The organism is Plantibacter sp. ME-Dv--P-122b, assembly GCF_030209375.1.
Classification (GTDB): domain Bacteria; phylum Actinomycetota; class Actinomycetes; order Actinomycetales; family Microbacteriaceae; genus Plantibacter.
This window is the reverse complement of sequence record NZ_JARVSC010000006.1, coordinates 60,572-75,689: the sequence shown is the minus strand read 5'-3', so window position 1 is coordinate 75,689 and position 15,118 is coordinate 60,572. Positions and strand designations below refer to the sequence as shown.

At 69.7% G+C, this 15,118-nt stretch carries 11 protein-coding genes and 1 tRNA gene; 4 read left to right on the top strand and 8 right to left on the bottom strand.

Annotated features, from left to right (window positions below; translation table 11 throughout):
• Positions 1–13: 13 nt before the first annotated feature.
• Positions 14–958 (bottom strand): alpha/beta fold hydrolase, encoded by a 945-nt coding sequence (locus QRN19_RS13205; protein WP_285027411.1) that lies wholly within the window; start codon positions 956–958, stop codon positions 14–16.
• Between the two features lie 86 nt (positions 959–1,044).
• On the bottom strand, positions 1,045–4,656 hold the full coding sequence (gene mfd / locus QRN19_RS13200) for a transcription-repair coupling factor (protein ID WP_285027410.1): 3,612 nt from the start codon (positions 4,654–4,656) through the stop codon (positions 1,045–1,047).
• Positions 4,657–4,780: 124 nt separating this feature from the next.
• On the opposite strand from mfd, the gene folP reads away from it, so the two are divergent.
• The 3 genes from folP to QRN19_RS13185 all read left to right on the top strand — a co-directional run bounded on the left by folP (position 4,781) and on the right by QRN19_RS13185 (position 8,631).
• Positions 4,781–5,713 (top strand): dihydropteroate synthase, encoded by a 933-nt coding sequence (gene folP, locus QRN19_RS13195; RefSeq protein ID WP_285027409.1) that lies wholly within the window; start codon positions 4,781–4,783, stop codon positions 5,711–5,713.
• Positions 5,714–5,735: 22 nt separating this feature from the next.
• Positions 5,736–6,488: a pyrimidine reductase family protein gene (locus QRN19_RS13190; protein WP_285027408.1), complete on the top strand. Its 753-nt coding sequence runs from the start codon at positions 5,736–5,738 to the stop codon at positions 6,486–6,488.
• 112 nt (positions 6,489–6,600) lie between these two features.
• Positions 6,601–8,631, top strand: coding sequence for a DUF7933 domain-containing protein (locus tag QRN19_RS13185; RefSeq protein WP_285027406.1), 2,031 nt, complete (start codon positions 6,601–6,603; stop codon positions 8,629–8,631).
• 18 nt (positions 8,632–8,649) lie between these two features.
• On the opposite strand, the gene pth is transcribed toward QRN19_RS13185, so the two are convergent.
• The 3 genes from pth to QRN19_RS13170 all read right to left on the bottom strand — a co-directional run bounded on the left by pth (position 8,650) and on the right by QRN19_RS13170 (position 10,652).
• On the bottom strand, positions 8,650–9,231 hold the full coding sequence (pth, locus tag QRN19_RS13180) for an aminoacyl-tRNA hydrolase (protein WP_285027404.1): 582 nt from the start codon (positions 9,229–9,231) through the stop codon (positions 8,650–8,652).
• Between the two features lie 128 nt (positions 9,232–9,359).
• Positions 9,360–9,974, bottom strand: coding sequence for a 50S ribosomal protein L25/general stress protein Ctc (locus QRN19_RS13175; RefSeq protein ID WP_285027403.1), 615 nt, complete (start codon positions 9,972–9,974; stop codon positions 9,360–9,362).
• A 174-nt stretch (positions 9,975–10,148) separates the two neighbouring features.
• Complete coding sequence (locus QRN19_RS13170) at positions 10,149–10,652, bottom strand: gluconokinase (protein WP_229938709.1); 504 nt, start codon at positions 10,650–10,652, stop codon at positions 10,149–10,151.
• A gap of 265 nt (positions 10,653–10,917) precedes the next feature.
• On the opposite strand from QRN19_RS13170, the gene gnd reads away from it, so the two are divergent.
• Positions 10,918–12,378, top strand: coding sequence for an NADP-dependent phosphogluconate dehydrogenase (gnd, locus tag QRN19_RS13165; RefSeq protein ID WP_079001993.1), 1,461 nt, complete (start codon positions 10,918–10,920; stop codon positions 12,376–12,378).
• 75 nt (positions 12,379–12,453) lie between these two features.
• Here gnd and QRN19_RS13160 read toward each other — a convergent pair whose 3' ends face one another.
• The 3 genes from QRN19_RS13160 to QRN19_RS13150 all read right to left on the bottom strand — a co-directional run bounded on the left by QRN19_RS13160 (position 12,454) and on the right by QRN19_RS13150 (position 15,067).
• Positions 12,454–13,431: a ribose-phosphate diphosphokinase gene (locus QRN19_RS13160; RefSeq protein WP_064296480.1), complete on the bottom strand. Its 978-nt coding sequence runs from the start codon at positions 13,429–13,431 to the stop codon at positions 12,454–12,456.
• A gap of 35 nt (positions 13,432–13,466) precedes the next feature.
• Entirely contained in the window at positions 13,467–14,948 is a 1,482-nt protein-coding gene (gene glmU / locus QRN19_RS13155; protein WP_285027401.1) for a bifunctional UDP-N-acetylglucosamine diphosphorylase/glucosamine-1-phosphate N-acetyltransferase GlmU, read from the bottom strand.
• Between the two features lie 47 nt (positions 14,949–14,995).
• Positions 14,996–15,067: transfer RNA gene (locus tag QRN19_RS13150), tRNA-Gln, on the bottom strand.
• Positions 15,068–15,118: the final 51 nt, after the last annotated feature.

Sequence of the window (15,118 nt, the reverse complement as noted above, 5' to 3'; positions counted from 1 at the left end):
GCCCGGCGACCGGCTACCCGACGCCCGGAGTCGCGAGGAAGCGGTCGACGTCCGCCGCGATCTCGCGGGACGTCGTGTGGTGCAGGTAGTGGTCGGCATCGAGCGGCACGACCTCGCCTCGATCGACGCTCGCCGCCTGCTCCTCATGGAGCGGCAGCCACCCCTCCACCGTCGGGTTGTCCCGCTGGGTGAAGAGCAGCACCGGGAGGTCTGCCGGGAAGGTCTTCCCCTTCGCCGCACGGAAGTTCGCCGCGATGCGCGACATCTCGTCCGAGGACGTCGCACTCGAGGTGTTGCGCAGCGAGATCATCCCGAGTTGCTCACGCGTGTGCTGGTCGTACGGCGGATCCGGGTACGGGTCGCCCGACAGCGCCGTGACGACCCGGGTGATGCCGAGTGCCTTCGCCGCACGCAGGGCGTCGACCGGCAGCGCGGCGTCCATACCCGGCTGGTCGGGCACACTGCTGTCGATGCCGACGAACGCCGTCACCTCGTCGCGGAACCGCTCGACGTAGTCCAGCGCGTAGATCCCCGCGATGGAGTGCCCCATCAGCACGTACCGGTCGACGCCCAGCGCTTCGATTGCCTCGTGGATCTCGGAGACGATGTTCTCGGTCGTTCGCGGCACGTCGGTCTGATCGCTGAGCCCGTAGCCGAAGGGCTCGACCACGACCACCCGGTGGGACGATGAGAGCTCCCCGACGAGCGGCGAGAAGTCGAGCACGGGCGAACCGGTGCCGAAGCCGGGCAGGAGGACGATCGTCTGGTCGCCCTCCCCCGTCACCGACACGTTCATGCGTTTGCCGTCGACCTCGACCCGCTGCCCGTACTCCTCGATGCGCGTGGCCTCGGAAGCCGATGCGGCGGTGTTGACGATGGTGGTCGTGAGGAGCCCGGCGAGCACGAGCGCGACGAGCGCCACGACCCCGGTGAGGACGATGCGGAGGAACTTCTTCATCCCTCCACGCTAGGGATGGACGACGACCGTCGGATCGGCCGCGGGTGCCGACGTCGTCGTCCTGCGGGCCCATCTCCTGCTGCCCGCTAGGACGACGTCGAGCCCTCCGGCAGCGGGTAGATCGCGTTCAGGAACTGCTGCACCCAGGCGATGAGGTCGGTGTCGGCCAGCGGTTCGTCGCCGACGCGCGGCAACGGCACGATGACGGTGTTCGTCTGGGCCAGGTACTTCGCGCCGGGATACATGCGTCGCAGCCGCGTCTGGATGGAGTCGGGGAGGTCGGCGGGCGTGACCCGCAGGTTCGGTCCGACGGCGATGAGGTCGCTGAGTCCCGAGCGCTGCGCACGCTGACGGAGCCGCGACACGGCGATGAGCGTGCTCACCTGCGCCGGCGGCTCGCCGTAGCGGTCGGTGAGTTCGTCGATCACGAGGTCGATCTGACCGTCCTTGGCCGCCGGACCCGACGCGGCGGAGAGCTTCTGGTAGGCCTCCAACCGCAAGCGCTCGCTGTCGACGTACTCCTCGGGGATGTGTGCGTCGACGGGCAGTTCGAGCCGGAGTTCGGTCTGCCCCTCGGCGACGTCGCCGCGGAAGGTCGACACGGCCTCGCCGATCATGCGGAGGTAGAGGTCGAAGCCGACGCCCGCGATGTGGCCGGCCTGCTCGCCGCCGAGCATGTTGCCCGCTCCGCGGATCTCGAGGTCCTTCAGGGCGACCTGCATGCCGCTGCCGAGCTCGTTGTTCGCCGCGATGGTCGAGAGCCGGTCGTGGGCGGTCTCGGAGAGCGGCTTGTGCTCGTCGTAGAGGAAGTACGCATAGGCGCGCTCGCGACCGCGACCGACACGACCCCGCAGCTGGTGCAGCTGGCTCAGGCCGTATTTGTCGGCGCGGTCGATGATGATCGTGTTCGCGTTCGAGATGTCGAGGCCGGTCTCGATGATCGTCGTGCAGACGAGGACGTCGAAGCGACGCTCCCAGAAGTCGACCACGACCTGTTCGAGTGCGGCTTCGCCGAGCTGCCCGTGGGCGATGGCGATGCGCGCCTCGGGGACGAGCTCCGCGAGGTCGGCTGCGACGCGGCTGATGGAGGAGACCCGGTTGTGCACGAAGAAGATCTGGCCTTCGCGCAGGAGCTCGCGCCGGATCGCCGCGCCGACCTGCTTGCCATTGTACGGACCGACGAAGGACAGGATCGGGTGGCGGTCCTCCGGCGGCGTGGCGAGCGTGGACATCTCCCTGATGCCGGTGACCGCCATCTCGAGCGTGCGCGGGATCGGGGTCGCGCTCATCGCCAGGATGTCGACGTTCGTCTTCAGCTTCTTGAGGGCGTCCTTGTGTTCGACACCGAAGCGCTGCTCCTCATCGATGATGACGAGGCCGAGGTCTTTGAAGTGCACCTTGTCGGTCAGCAGCCGGTGCGTCCCGATGATGACGTCGACCGTGCCGTCGGCGAGTCCGGCGAGCGCCTCCCGCGCCTCCTTGTCGGACTGGAACCGGCTGAGCGGACGCAGGTGTACCGGGAACCCGGCGAACCGCTCCTGGAAGGTCTCGAAGTGCTGCTTGACGAGCAGGGTGGTCGGCACGAGCATCGCGACCTGTTTGCCGTCCTGGACGGCCTTGAACGCGGCGCGGACGGCGACCTCGGTCTTGCCGAACCCGACGTCGCCGGAGAGGAGGCGGTCCATCGGGATCTCGCGCTCCATGTCCGCCTTGACCTCGTCGATGGTCTGCAGCTGGTCGGGGGTCTCCGCGAACGGGAACGCCTCCTCGAGCTCGCGCTGCCACGGGGTGTCGGGACCGAAGGCATGCCCCTTCGACGCCATGCGCGCCGAATAGAGCTTGACCAGCTCGACGGCGATGTCGCGGACGGCCTTGCGCGCCTTGCTCTTCGCCTGCGACCAGTCACTGCCGCCCATCTTGCTGAGCTGCGGAGCCTCGCCGCCCACGTAGCGGGTGAGGAGGTCGAGCTGATCCGTGGGGACGAGGAGTTTGTCGCCCGGGTAGCCGCGCTTGGAGGGTGCGTACTCGAGCACGAGGTACTCGCGGGTGCTCTTCACCGGGTTGCGTCCACCGCTCGAGACCTCGCGCTGGGTCATCTCGACGAACTTGCCGATGCCGTGGGTCTGGTGGACAACGAAGTCGCCGGAACGTAGCTGCATCGGGTCGACGACGTTCTTGCGTCGGGTGGCGAGCTTCTTGACCAGGCGCGAATCGTACCCGGCGGTGCGTCCGTAGAACTCGGTCTCGCCGAGCAGCATGAGCTTCGACGCCTCGAGCTCGAAGCCGCCCTCGACGTCGGCCTGCAGCAGATAGGCGACCCCGGGCTCCGGGTCGGCGGGCAGCTCGTCGACCATACGGGCCGCGATCTCGTGCTCGGCCAGGACGTCCGCCGCGCGCTCGACGAGACCGACCCCACGGGCGGCGACGATGACCGTCCACCCCTCGCGGATGCGGTCGGCGACGTGTTCGATGGCGCCTTCGACGTTGCCGTGGAAGCTCGGCACGGTGTCGCCGTCGACCGTGACGGTGAGGAGTTCGTCGAGTTCGAGGTGCTCCGGGAGCGTCTCGACGTCGGGGCCGGCGCGGAAGCCGCTGAAGGTCCACCACGGGTGGTCGGGCGCCGGCTGACCGGGTGCGCTGAAGGTGACGGACTCCTTCAGGGCGCCCAGCGAGATGAAGTCGCCGGAGGCGAGGTCGATCGGCGCGTTCGCACCGACGGTCGCGGCGCTCCATGCGGCGGCGAGGAACTCGCGGTTCGTCTCGGCGAGGCTGATCGACCTCGTGACGACGCGCTCCGGCGAGACGACGGCGACGGCCGCTCCATCCGGCAGGTAGTGCGTGAGGGGGACGAGGCGGTCGACGAGTGCCGGGGTGAGCGACTCCATGCCCTCCACCGCGATGCCCTCCGCGATCTTCTCGAGGATGCCGGTGAGGCTCGGGAACTCGTGCTGCATCTCCGCGGCGCGCTGCCGGACGGCGGGGCTGAGGAGCAGTTCCCGCGAGGGCGGCAGGCGGATCGCGTCGACCGGCTCGGGCAGTGAGCGCTGGTCGGCGACCGAGAACGCCCGGATGCCGTCGACCTCGTCGCCGAAGAACTCGACGCGGTACGGGTGATCGGCGACCGGTGGGAAGACGTCGAGGATGCCGCCACGCAGCGCGAACTCACCACGCCGCGACACCATGTCGACCCTGGTGTACGCGAGTTCGACGAGGCGCAGCGCGATCGCGGCGAGATCGTGTCCGCGACCGCCCTGGACGAGCTCGATCGGAGCGGTCTCGGTGAGGTTGTCGGCCACGGGCTGCAACGCGGCGCGCACTGATGCGACGAGGAGGAACGGCCGCTCCCCCGTCCAGGCGCCGAGCCGCCGCAGCGCCTCCAGGCGTCGGCCGACGATCTCGGCGCTCGGGCTGAGGCGCTCATGCGGCAGGGTCTCCCAGGCCGGGAACTCGACGATCTCGGCCTCGGGCATGAGGTCGCTGAGCGCGGAGCGGAGCCGCTCGGAGTCGCGGCCGGTCGCGGTGACGACGAGGGCAGCCTGAGCGGCGCCCTGCCGTCCGCGCTCGTCCATGAGCGCTGCGAGGAGCGGTGCGCGCAGCCCGTCGATCACGGAGAAGTCCGCACTCTTGCCCGCATATGCGAGGGCATCGTCGATCGTTGCGGCGCGCCGAAGCGCGTGAGTCAAACCCTGAAGCGTCACCGGGACAGCCTACGCCGAGCCACCGACACGCATGACCCGAACGCCTGCCGGCCACCGCTGTCAATCGGCTGCGGACGACGCGTCACGCGGCATCCTGGCGCGCCTGACGCGTCATGATTGACCCATGACGAGCACGGAGCCCCGGTCAGACCGACACCCCGAATGGACCGGCGGCTTCCCGCTCCCCCCGATCCGCCAACCGATCCGCCGGATCGGAGCGCGGACGTTCGACTTCTCGAAGCAGGTCGCGGTCATGGCGATCATCAACCGCACCCCGGACTCCTTCTTCGACCAGGGCGCGACGTTCTCCCTCGACCGGGCCGTCGACGCCGCCGTGACCGCCGCAGAACAGGGCGCCGACTGGGTCGACATCGGCGGAGCCAAGTTCGCCCCCGGGCCCGAGATCCCCACGGCCGAGGAGATCGACCGCGTGCTCCCCGTCGTCGAGGCGCTCGCGGCACGGAGCGACGTCGTGATCTCCGTCGACACCTTCCGCCCCGAGGTGGCCGCGGCCTGCATCGCGGCGGGCGCCTCCGTCATCAACGACACCACCGGGATCCACGACCCGGCCCTCGCGGACGTCGTCGCCGCGAGCGAGGCCACCCTCGTCATCACGCACAGTCTGGCCAGGCCGAGGCAGCCGCATCCCCGTCCCCACTACGACGACGTCGCCGGTGAGGTCGCAGCCTTCCTCGCGGCCCGCGTCGACCTCGCGCTCTCGCACGGCGTCCCCGAGTCACGACTCATCGTCGACCCCGGACACGACCTCAACAAGAACACCGTGCAGACACTCGAACTCACTCGACGGTTCGATGAGATCGCCGCGCTCGGGCTGCCGACGCTGGCCGCGGTCTCGAACAAGGACTTCATCGGCGAATCCCTCGACCGACCGAAGTCGGAACGCCTCGAGGGTTCCCTGGTGTCAGCCGCGGCGTGCATCCTCCTCGGCGCCCGCATCGTGCGGATGCACGCCGTGCCCGAGTCGATCGCGGCCGTGCGGATGACCGAGGCGATCCTCGGCTTCCGCGCACCGGTGGCGCCCGTCCACAACGTCTGATCCGGAACCCTCGAGGAGTCACATGAGCATCCCCAGCATCACGAGCCTGGTCCCCGCGCACGAGCAGCCGCTCTCGATCGACGAACTCGTGGCGTCCTACACCGTCGAGGACCGCTCCGCCACGACCGTCCGTGTGAACTTCGTGACGAGCCTCGACGGCGGGGCGACCGTCGACGGCGTGTCCGGCGGCCTCGGAGGCCCGGCCGACAAGACCGTGTTCGACATCCTGCGCCGACTCGCCGACGTCGTCCTCGTCGGCGCCGGGACCGTGCGCGACGAGGGCTACGGCGCGATGCGCCTCGATGTCGACGCCGCGGCGTGGCGGGATGACCACGACCTCCCTTTGCACCCGGTGTTCGCGATCGTCTCCGGCTCGCTCGACCTCGACCTCCGCTCGGAGGTCTTCACCCAGGCGCCGGTCCGGCCCCTCGTCGTGACGACCGACCGGGCGGACCCCGCGAAGCGCGCGGCGCTCGAGGCGGTCGCCGACGTGGTGGCGTGCGGCGACGAACACGTCGAACCGGCGCGCGTCCGCAGTGCCCTGTCCGACCGCGGCCTCAAGCAGATCCTCTGCGAGGGTGGTCCGGCACTCTTCGGCTCGTTCATCGCGTCAGACGCCGTCGACGAACTCTGTCTGACGATCAGTCCGACCCTCGTCGGCGGGGAGAGTGTCCGGGTCTCCGCGGGTCCCGCGTCCAAGGCGCCGCGACCGATGCGCCTGCGGCACCTCCTGCGCGCGGACGACCTGCTGATCTCGCGGTACGTGCGCGCCTGAGCAATCGGCCTCCGCTGCATCGGACGTTCACCCCTCGTCCGTCTGATATCTCAGATGGCCAGTACTGCTACGCTGGCGGCCTCCCCCATCCGATGACTTCTTGGGATGCTGCATGCGCGTTTCGACCAGCCCACTCCGTCCGATCCTGACCACGACGCTCGTGCTGGCGGTCGGCTGGACCCTCTCGATAAGCCGACCGGCACCGGCTGCAGCGTCGGCCACCGAGCCGCCGACTGACGCAGCAGGGAGCACACGCGGTGAGGTCTTCCACGAGGACTTCGAACGCGCACCCGACACCGGTACGCCCATATCGGTCCGCGACCACCTCGGCCGCTCGGATCTGCGGTTCGACGCCGACGACTTCTGGACCGACCGAGCGGCGTGCAACGGCTTCATCCTGTCCGCTTCCATGACGGGCGCCGAGCCCGGCGACTGCCTGGACGCTCCGAGCGCCCTGGCGCACGTCCGAACCCTCGCCGGGGTGCTGGGTATCCTCAACGGCACCGATCCGATGACCAATTCCGTCATCGCCGCCTACACCCAGACGAATGGCCCCGACGGCGCGGTCGAACTGGAGACGACCACGCCGATCCCACTCGCGACCGGTTCCGGCCGGTTCCTGACCGCCGCCGTGAACGTCGCGTCCCTGAACTGCTTCGCAACGGTCCCGACCGCCCTGCAGCTCGCGCTGCGGACCTCAGACGGCGTCGAGCACCCGGTGTCCGAGCAAGCGATCGACCCGTGCACGGACGACCGTGCCGAATCGTTCAGCCACGGCGGCGTCTCAGCTCGCGCCGGACACTTCACCGCAGATGCGTCGATGCTGGTGGACGCGGCATCGATCGGTGTCGTCATGCGCAACGAACACGGCGGTGGCTTCGGCAACGACCACGCCTTCGACGACCTGAGCATCATCGACGTGACCCCGACCCTCGATGTCGAGCTGTCGCAGGGCACCGCCTCCGTCGGCGAGACGGTCCGTCTCCGCTTCGTCGTGCGCAACACGCCGGAACTCGCCGCGAAGGCCGGTTGGTCCGTGCAGACGGCCTTGCCTGGTGGGCTCACGGTCGCCGCCGATCCGCGAGCGATCGCGAGTTGCGCGGCTGAGGTGACCGCTCCGGCGTCCGGGGCCGAGATCGGGTTCATCGGCGACCTCGCGGCGGGCGAGCAGTCCTGCACGATCGAGGTCGACGCCACACCGATCGCTCGTGGCGCACTGACCGTCGCCGTGGCGGGTGACGCCCGTCATGGGCTCGACATCGGCTCGCAGCCGACCCTGACCGCCGTCGACCCCGTCGCGATCGAGAGCCCGGCGTCCGGTGCCCTCGTGGAGTCCTCGCGACCCACCTTCGCCGGAACGGGCGAGCCGGGCGCCGACGTCACCGTGCGCGACGGCGAAGGCGACACCGTGTGTGAGACCACCACGGACACGTCCGGTCGCTGGAGTTGTGCGAGCACGGTGGCCGTCCAGTCGGGCGACGCGGTCGTCCGCGTGGAACAGACCGCCTCGGGGCTCAGCAGCACGGACGAGACCGCCTACCGCGTGCTCGTCCCCGCGCTGGCCGTGGAGGGCACCGTCCGCCTCGAGAAGCAGGGCCCCGGCGGGTCGTGGATCCCGATCGCAGGCGAGACCGTCACGGCCGATCCCGGTGACCGGTTGCGCGTCATCGCGACGGTCACCAACACCGGCGAGAACCCGCTGGGCGACATCTCCCTCTCGGAGACACCGGAGACGCGGCTCACCTGCAGCAGCGAGCTCGTCGAGCCGGGTGCCTCGACGGACTGCACCAGCACCGAGGCGCTCGTCCTGACGCCGGACGTGCTCGACGACGGCTCGTTCGTCCACGCGTTCGAGGCGGTCCTGACCGGGTACTCGCGCGCGTCGGACCACGCCGCCACCGGGCCGGTGACTTCCGCCGACACCGGTCGCCTGCCGCTCCCGGACGCGCCCCTCGTCTCGACGGGGACGCTTCACACCTCGCTCGGCATCGTGTGGCGGGTCGCGCCACTCGAACCGCAGGCGCCGTTGGTCCGGACGGGAGCCGAGATCCCGCTCCCCATCGCACTGCTCATCAGCGGACTGCTCGTGGTGGGCGCAGTACTCGTCGGCGCCGGCACGCGCCAGCGCCGACGCGTCCGCTGACCGTTGGGGTGAGCGGCGTCAGGCGCCGTGGAACCGGGTCTGTGCAGCCAAGAGGCCCTCGTTCACGAGGAGCTCGACCGCATCGGCGGCGTCGGAGACCAGCATGGGAAGCTGCTCCCGCTCGGTTCCCGCGAAGTCCTTGAGGACGAAGTCGGCGGCGTCCTGGCGGCCCGGCGGCCTCCCGATACCGACCCGGACGCGCAGGAACTCGGGAGTCTTCAGTGCTGCGGCGATGTCGCGGATGCCGTTGTGTCCACCGTGCCCGCCGCCCTGCTTGAGCTTGATCGAGTCGAACGGGATGTCGAGCTCATCGTGGACGGCGATGACGTGGTCGGGGTCGACCGAGAAGAACTGGGCGAGCGCGGCGGTCGGGCCGCCGGAGAGGTTCATGTAGCTGTTGGGCTTGCCGAGGACGAGCTTCGGACCGCCCGGCACGAGCCGCCCCTCGGCCACGCGCGCGTTGCCCTTGTGGGTCTTGAACGTTCCACCGATGCGCTTCGCGAGCTCGTCGAGGACCATCTGCCCGACGTTGTGCCGGTTGCGGGCGTACTGCTCGCCCGGGTTCCCGAGCCCGACGATGAGCCACGTGTCTGCAGCCATGCTGCCTTCCTGATCGAACGCCTCGGCCCGTCCGGTGAGACCGGCCAGAAACCGAGCGAACCTGCCGCCTGCCATGCACCGAGACTATCGGGGCGGGCGGGCGACAGGTTCGTCTGCTGGAGTGGTGACTACTCGGCGGCCTCAGCCTCGGCTGCGGTCTCCTCGGCGGCAGCCTCAGCTGCCTCGGTCTCCTCGTCGACCGGAGCGGCCGGCACGGCGATCGCGACGATGAGGACGTCGGCCTCGGTGATGAGCGAAGCGCCCTTCGGGAGCTCGAGGTCGCCGGCCAGGATCTGGGCGCCCTCTTCGAGGCCCTCGACGCTGACGGTGACGCGCTCGGGGATGTGGGTCGCCTCGACCTCGAGGCTCACCGTGGTGGCGTCCTGGTTGAGGATGGTGCCGGCGGCGGACTCGCCCTCGACGTGCACGGGGATGTCGACCTGGACCTTCTCGCCCTTCTTGACCACGATGAGGTCGAGGTGCTCGATGATCTGGCGCACGGGGTCCTTCTGGACGTCCTTCACCAGGGCGAGCTGGCCCTTGCCGGCGATGTCGAGCTCGAGCACCGCGTTGGACTTGCGGAGGATGAGCAGCATCTGGTGGCCGGGCAGCGAGACGTGCACGGGCTCGGTGCCGTGGCCATAGAGCACGGCCGGGATCTTACCGAGGGCACGGAGCTTGCGGGCTGCGCCCTTGCCGAACGATTCGCGGAGTTCCGCGGTGACCTTCAGGTCATCGGACATGATGTTCTCCTCACGGGTCTTGCACCCGGTTGGTCGTGCCGCGACGATGCGCGGCGGAATGGATGAGTCAACTCGAACGCGTATCTGCGTGAGGAAAAGCCGGAAGCCAGACCACCGCGTCGATCACGGAAGCTGCCACGGGCCGCTTCCCTCGCCGAAGTTCAGTGGGAGAGTCTATCGCACCGCGCTGAGGCCCGCGACCGCCTCGTCCACGATCTCGTCGACGGTGGCGTCGACGTCCACCACGAACCCCGGCTCGTCGGCGTCCAAGTCCTCGAGGAGGGCGAACTGCGAGTCGAGGAGGGACGGCGGCATGAAGTGACCGCTCCTGCCCTCCATCCGGCGTCCGAGCACCTCGCGCGAGCCGTGCAGGAGGACGAACCGCACCCCGGGCGCCTCCGCGAGGATCGCCTCCCGGTAGGCCCGTCGGAGTGCGGAGCAGGCCATCACGAGCCCGGTGTCCGAGGCGTCGGCGAGCGCTTTGCCCACGAGGGCCAGCCAGGGCCAGCGATCGGGGTCTTCGAGCGGCGTGCCGGCGGCCATCTTCCGCACGTTCTCGAGCGGGTGCAGGGCGTCGGCGTCGACGAAGGGCACCCCGAGCCGGTCGGCGATCAGCACTCCGGTCGTGCTCTTCCCGGACCCGGACACGCCCATGACGACGACGAGCGGTGCATTCACACGGAACCCCCTGTGGTCTCCGACCGTCGGCCGGTGGCCGGCTCGTCCGACCCGCACAGCACGATACCGGACAGCCCCGGACGGTCCGCCCGGACCTCACCTGCGCGCGACGTCATTGAGCGGTGGAGCGACACCTCACTTTGCTACGGTTGCAGGACGGGCCGTGCCCGGATCGACGAGGGTGTCGCCGCTGTCCTGCAGCCGCCCCGTCGACTCCTGAGCACTCGGAACGCTTCCCGCATCACCCACTCTGAAGGAGAACCACATGGTGAACACCGCCGAAGCTCGCGCCAACATCGGCGTCGTCGGTCTGGCCGTCATGGGCAGCAACCTCGCACGCAACCTGGCGAGCCGCGAGGGCAACACGGTCGCCGTGTACAACCGCTCCCCCGAACGCACCGACCTGCTCGTGAGCGAGCACCCCGAGGCCGGCTTCGTCGCGTCGAAGACGATCGAGGAGTTCGCCGCGTCACTCTCGAAGCCGCGCACCGCGATCATCATGGTGCAGGCGGGTAAGGGAACCGACGCCGTCATCCAGCAGCTCACCGAGGTCTTCGAGCCCGGCGACATCATCGTCGACGGTGGCAACGCGCTCTTCACCGACACCATCCGGCGTGAGAAGGCCGTCCGCGAGACCGGCATCAACTTCGTCGGCGCCGGTATCTCCGGCGGCGAGGAGGGCGCCCTCAAGGGACCGTCGATCATGCCCGGCGGCTCCGCCGAAGCGTGGGAGACCCTCGGCCCCATCCTCAAGTCCATCGCCGCGATCGCCGAGGGTGAGCCCTGCGTCACCCACGTCGGCACCGACGGCGCCGGGCACTTCGTCAAGATGATCCACAACGGCATCGAGTACGCGGACATGCAGCTCATCGCCGAGGCCTACGACCTCATCCGTCGCGGCACCGGCAAGTCGCCCGCCGAGATCGCGGAGATCTTCGCCGAGTGGAACCGCGGCACGCTCGAGAGCTACCTGATCGAGATCACCGCCGAGGTCCTCAAGCAGGTCGACGCGAAGACCGGGCAGCCGCTCGTCGACGTCATCCTCGACCAGGCAGGTGCCAAGGGCACCGGCGCGTGGACCGTGCAGACGGCACTCGACCTCGGCATCCCGGTGTCGGGCATCGCGGAGGCCGTGTTCGCCCGTTCGCTCTCGTCGAAGCCGGCGCAGCGCGCAGCGGCCCGCGAGCTCGCCGGTCCCTCCGAGGAGTGGACCGTCGCCGACCCCGACCAGTTCGTCGAGGACGTGCGCCAGGCGCTCTACGCGTCGAAGATCATCGCCTATTCGCAGGGCTTCGACGAGATCGTCGCCGGTGCCGAGCAGTACGGCTGGGACATCAAGAAGGGCGAGATCGCGAAGATCTGGCGCGGCGGCTGCATCATCCGTGCGCAGTTCCTCAACCGCATCACCGAGGCCTACGAGGAGAATCCCGAGCTGGTCGCCCTCGTGACGGCGCCCTACTTCAGCGACGCCGTCGCGGAGGCGCAGGACAGCTGGCGCCGCGTGGTCGTCGCGGCCGCCCAGGCAGGCATCCCCTCGCCGGCGTTCTCGTCGTCGCTGTCGTACTACGACGGCCTCCGCGCCGAGCGTCTGCCCGCAGCGCTCGTCCAGGGCCAGCGCGACTTCTTCGGCGCTCACACCTACAAGCGCGTCGACCTCGACGGCACCTTCCACACGCTCTGGTCGGGCGACCGCAGCGAGGTCGAGCAGGCGGGCTCGAGCCACTAGTCCATCGGCTGCAGACGCAGAACGCCCGGTCCGAGTTCGGACCGGGCGTTCTGCGTCTCAGCAGGAGGTGACGGGCTACGCGGCGCCGTCGAACATGCTCGTCACGGAGCCGTCGTCGAAGACCTCGTGGATCGCGCGGGCGATGAGCGGCGCGATGGAGAGGACGGTCAGCTTGTCGAAGCGCTTGGCCTCGTCGACCGGCAGCGTGTCGGTGACGACGACCGAGTCGATGGCGTCGCTCTGCAGGAGCTCGACCGCCGGGTCGGAGAAGACCGCGTGGGTGGCCGCGACGACGACGCCGATGGCACCGGCGTTCTTGAGCGCCTCGGCCGCCTTGACGATCGTGCGTCCGGTGTCGATCAGGTCGTCGACGAGCAGGCAGACCCGGCCCTCGACCTGGCCGACGATCTCGTGGACGCTGACCTGGTTCGGGACGAGCGGGTCGCGGCGCTTGTGGATGATGGCGAGCGGCGCACCGAGCTTGTCGCTCCAGATGTCGGCCACGCGGACGCGGCCCATGTCGGGCGAGACGACCGTCAGCGTCGACGGGTCGAGCTTCGCACGGAAGTGCTCGAGGAGGACCGGCATCGCGAAGAGGTGGTCGACCGGGCCGTCGAAGAAGCCCTGGATCTGCGCGGCGTGGAGGTCGACCGACATGATGCGGTCGGCGCCGGCGGCCTTGAAGAGGTCGGCGACGAGACGGGCCGAGATGGGCTCGCGTCCGCGACCCTTCTTGTCCTGGCGTGCGTACGGGTAGAACGGGGCGACCACGGTGATGCGCTTGGCGCTCGCCCGCTTGGCCGCGTCGACCATGATGAGCTGCTCCATGAGCCACTCGTTGATCGGAGCGGTGTGCGACTGGATGACGAAGACGTCGGTGCCGCGGATGCTCTCGTCGTACCGGGCGTAGATCTCGCCGTTGGCGAAGGTCCTGGCATCGGTGGGGAGGAGCTCGGAGTCGAGCTCCGCCGCGATCGCCTCGGCGAGTTCCGGGTGGGCTCGTCCGGAGACGAGGACCAGCTGCTTCTTGTTGTCCGCCGTGATGCCTGACACAGACCCTGCCTTCTGCCGGAATGCTCCGGCCTCACTCACGAGTCGACGTTACCAGCCGCAGCCGCGTCGTCCGACACCGCATCCACGGCCGGAGTCGCCGACGCAGCTGCTGCGGCCGTCGCGGCCGCCGTCCCCGGGCGCTTCTGCTCGACCCAGCCCTCGACGTTCCGCTGCTGCGCGACCGTCAGGGCGAGCGCTCCTGCCGGGACGTCCTTGCGGATGACGGTGCCGGCGCCGGAGTAGGCGCCGTCGCCGACGCTGACCGGAGCGACGAGCGTGTTGTGCGCGCCGGTGCGGACGTGCGAGCCGATGGTCGTGCGGTGCTTGTGCACACCGTCGTAGTTCGAGGTGATCGTGCCGGCACCGACGTTCGACTCGACGCCGATCTCGGTGTCGCCGATGTAGCTGAGGTGCGGAACCTTGCTGCCCTCGCCGATCTGTGCGTTCTTCGTCTCCACGAAGGTGCCGATCTTGCCGCGCTCGCCGAGCACCGTGCCGGGGCGCAGGTAGGCGAACGGCCCGACCTCGGCGCCGGCGCCGATGACCGACAGCGTCGCGTCCGTGCGGCGCACCCGGGCGCCCGCACCGACCTCGGTGTCGATGAGGGTGGTGTCCGGACCGATCGTCGCGCCGGACTCGACGACCGTCGCGCCGAGGATCTGCGTCCCGGGAAGCAGGGTGACGTCGGCGTGCAGCCGTGCCTTGATGTCGATCCACGTCGTGGCCGGGTCCTGGACGGTCACGCCGGCGAGCTGCCAGGCGCGCACGAGGAGCGCGTTCAGCTTGGCCGCAGCCGCGCTCAGCTGGGCACGGTCGTTGATGCCCTCGACCAGCCAGGAGTCGCTCACGGGGAGCGCCGAGACCTCGGAGCCCGCGCGCCGCAGGAGGCCGATGACGTCCGTGAGGTACTTCTCCCCCTGGGCGTTGTCGGTGGTGACCTCGGCGAGGGCGTCGCGGAGCTGGCTCACGCCGAAGAGGTAGACCCCGGCGTTGATCTCGTTCACGGCCCGCTCGGCGTCGGTCGCGTCCTTCTGCTCGACGATGTAGTCGAGCGCCCCGGCCTCCGTGCGGATGATGCGTCCGTAGCCGGTCGCGTCGTCGGGCATGGCCGAGAGGATCGTCGCCGCGACGTCGTGGTTGCGGTGGCGTTCGATGAGCGTGGTGAGGGTCGCGGCGTTCAGCAGCGGGACGTCGCCGTTGACGACGAGGACGTCGCCGTCGAAGTCGTCGGGAAGCGCCAGGAGGGCTTGCTCCACGGCGCGACCCGTACCGGGCACCTCGTCCTGGTCGACGATGGTGGCGTCAGGGAGCTCGGACTCGATGGCCTCGACGAGGCGGTCGCGCTCGTGGCGCACGACGGCGATGACGTGCCCGGCGTCGAGCGAGCGGGCGGTCGCCAGCACGTGGCCGACGATCGGCACACCGCCGAGCGGGTGCAGGAGTTTCGGCAGCGCCGACTTCATGCGGGTTCCCTGGCCAGCAGCCAGGATGATGATGGCCAGACGGTCGTCGGTCACGTGTGCTCCCCCTCGGTCCGAGCCCTCGCCCGGTCGGTGATCGGTCGCTCCGCCACCAGGATTCGAACCTGGACCGAACAGCTCCAAAGGCTGCCGTGCTGCCGTTACACTATGGCGGACCACTCAGCCTGACGGCGGAGCGTGGTCAATTCTGCCATGGATGTGCCGCC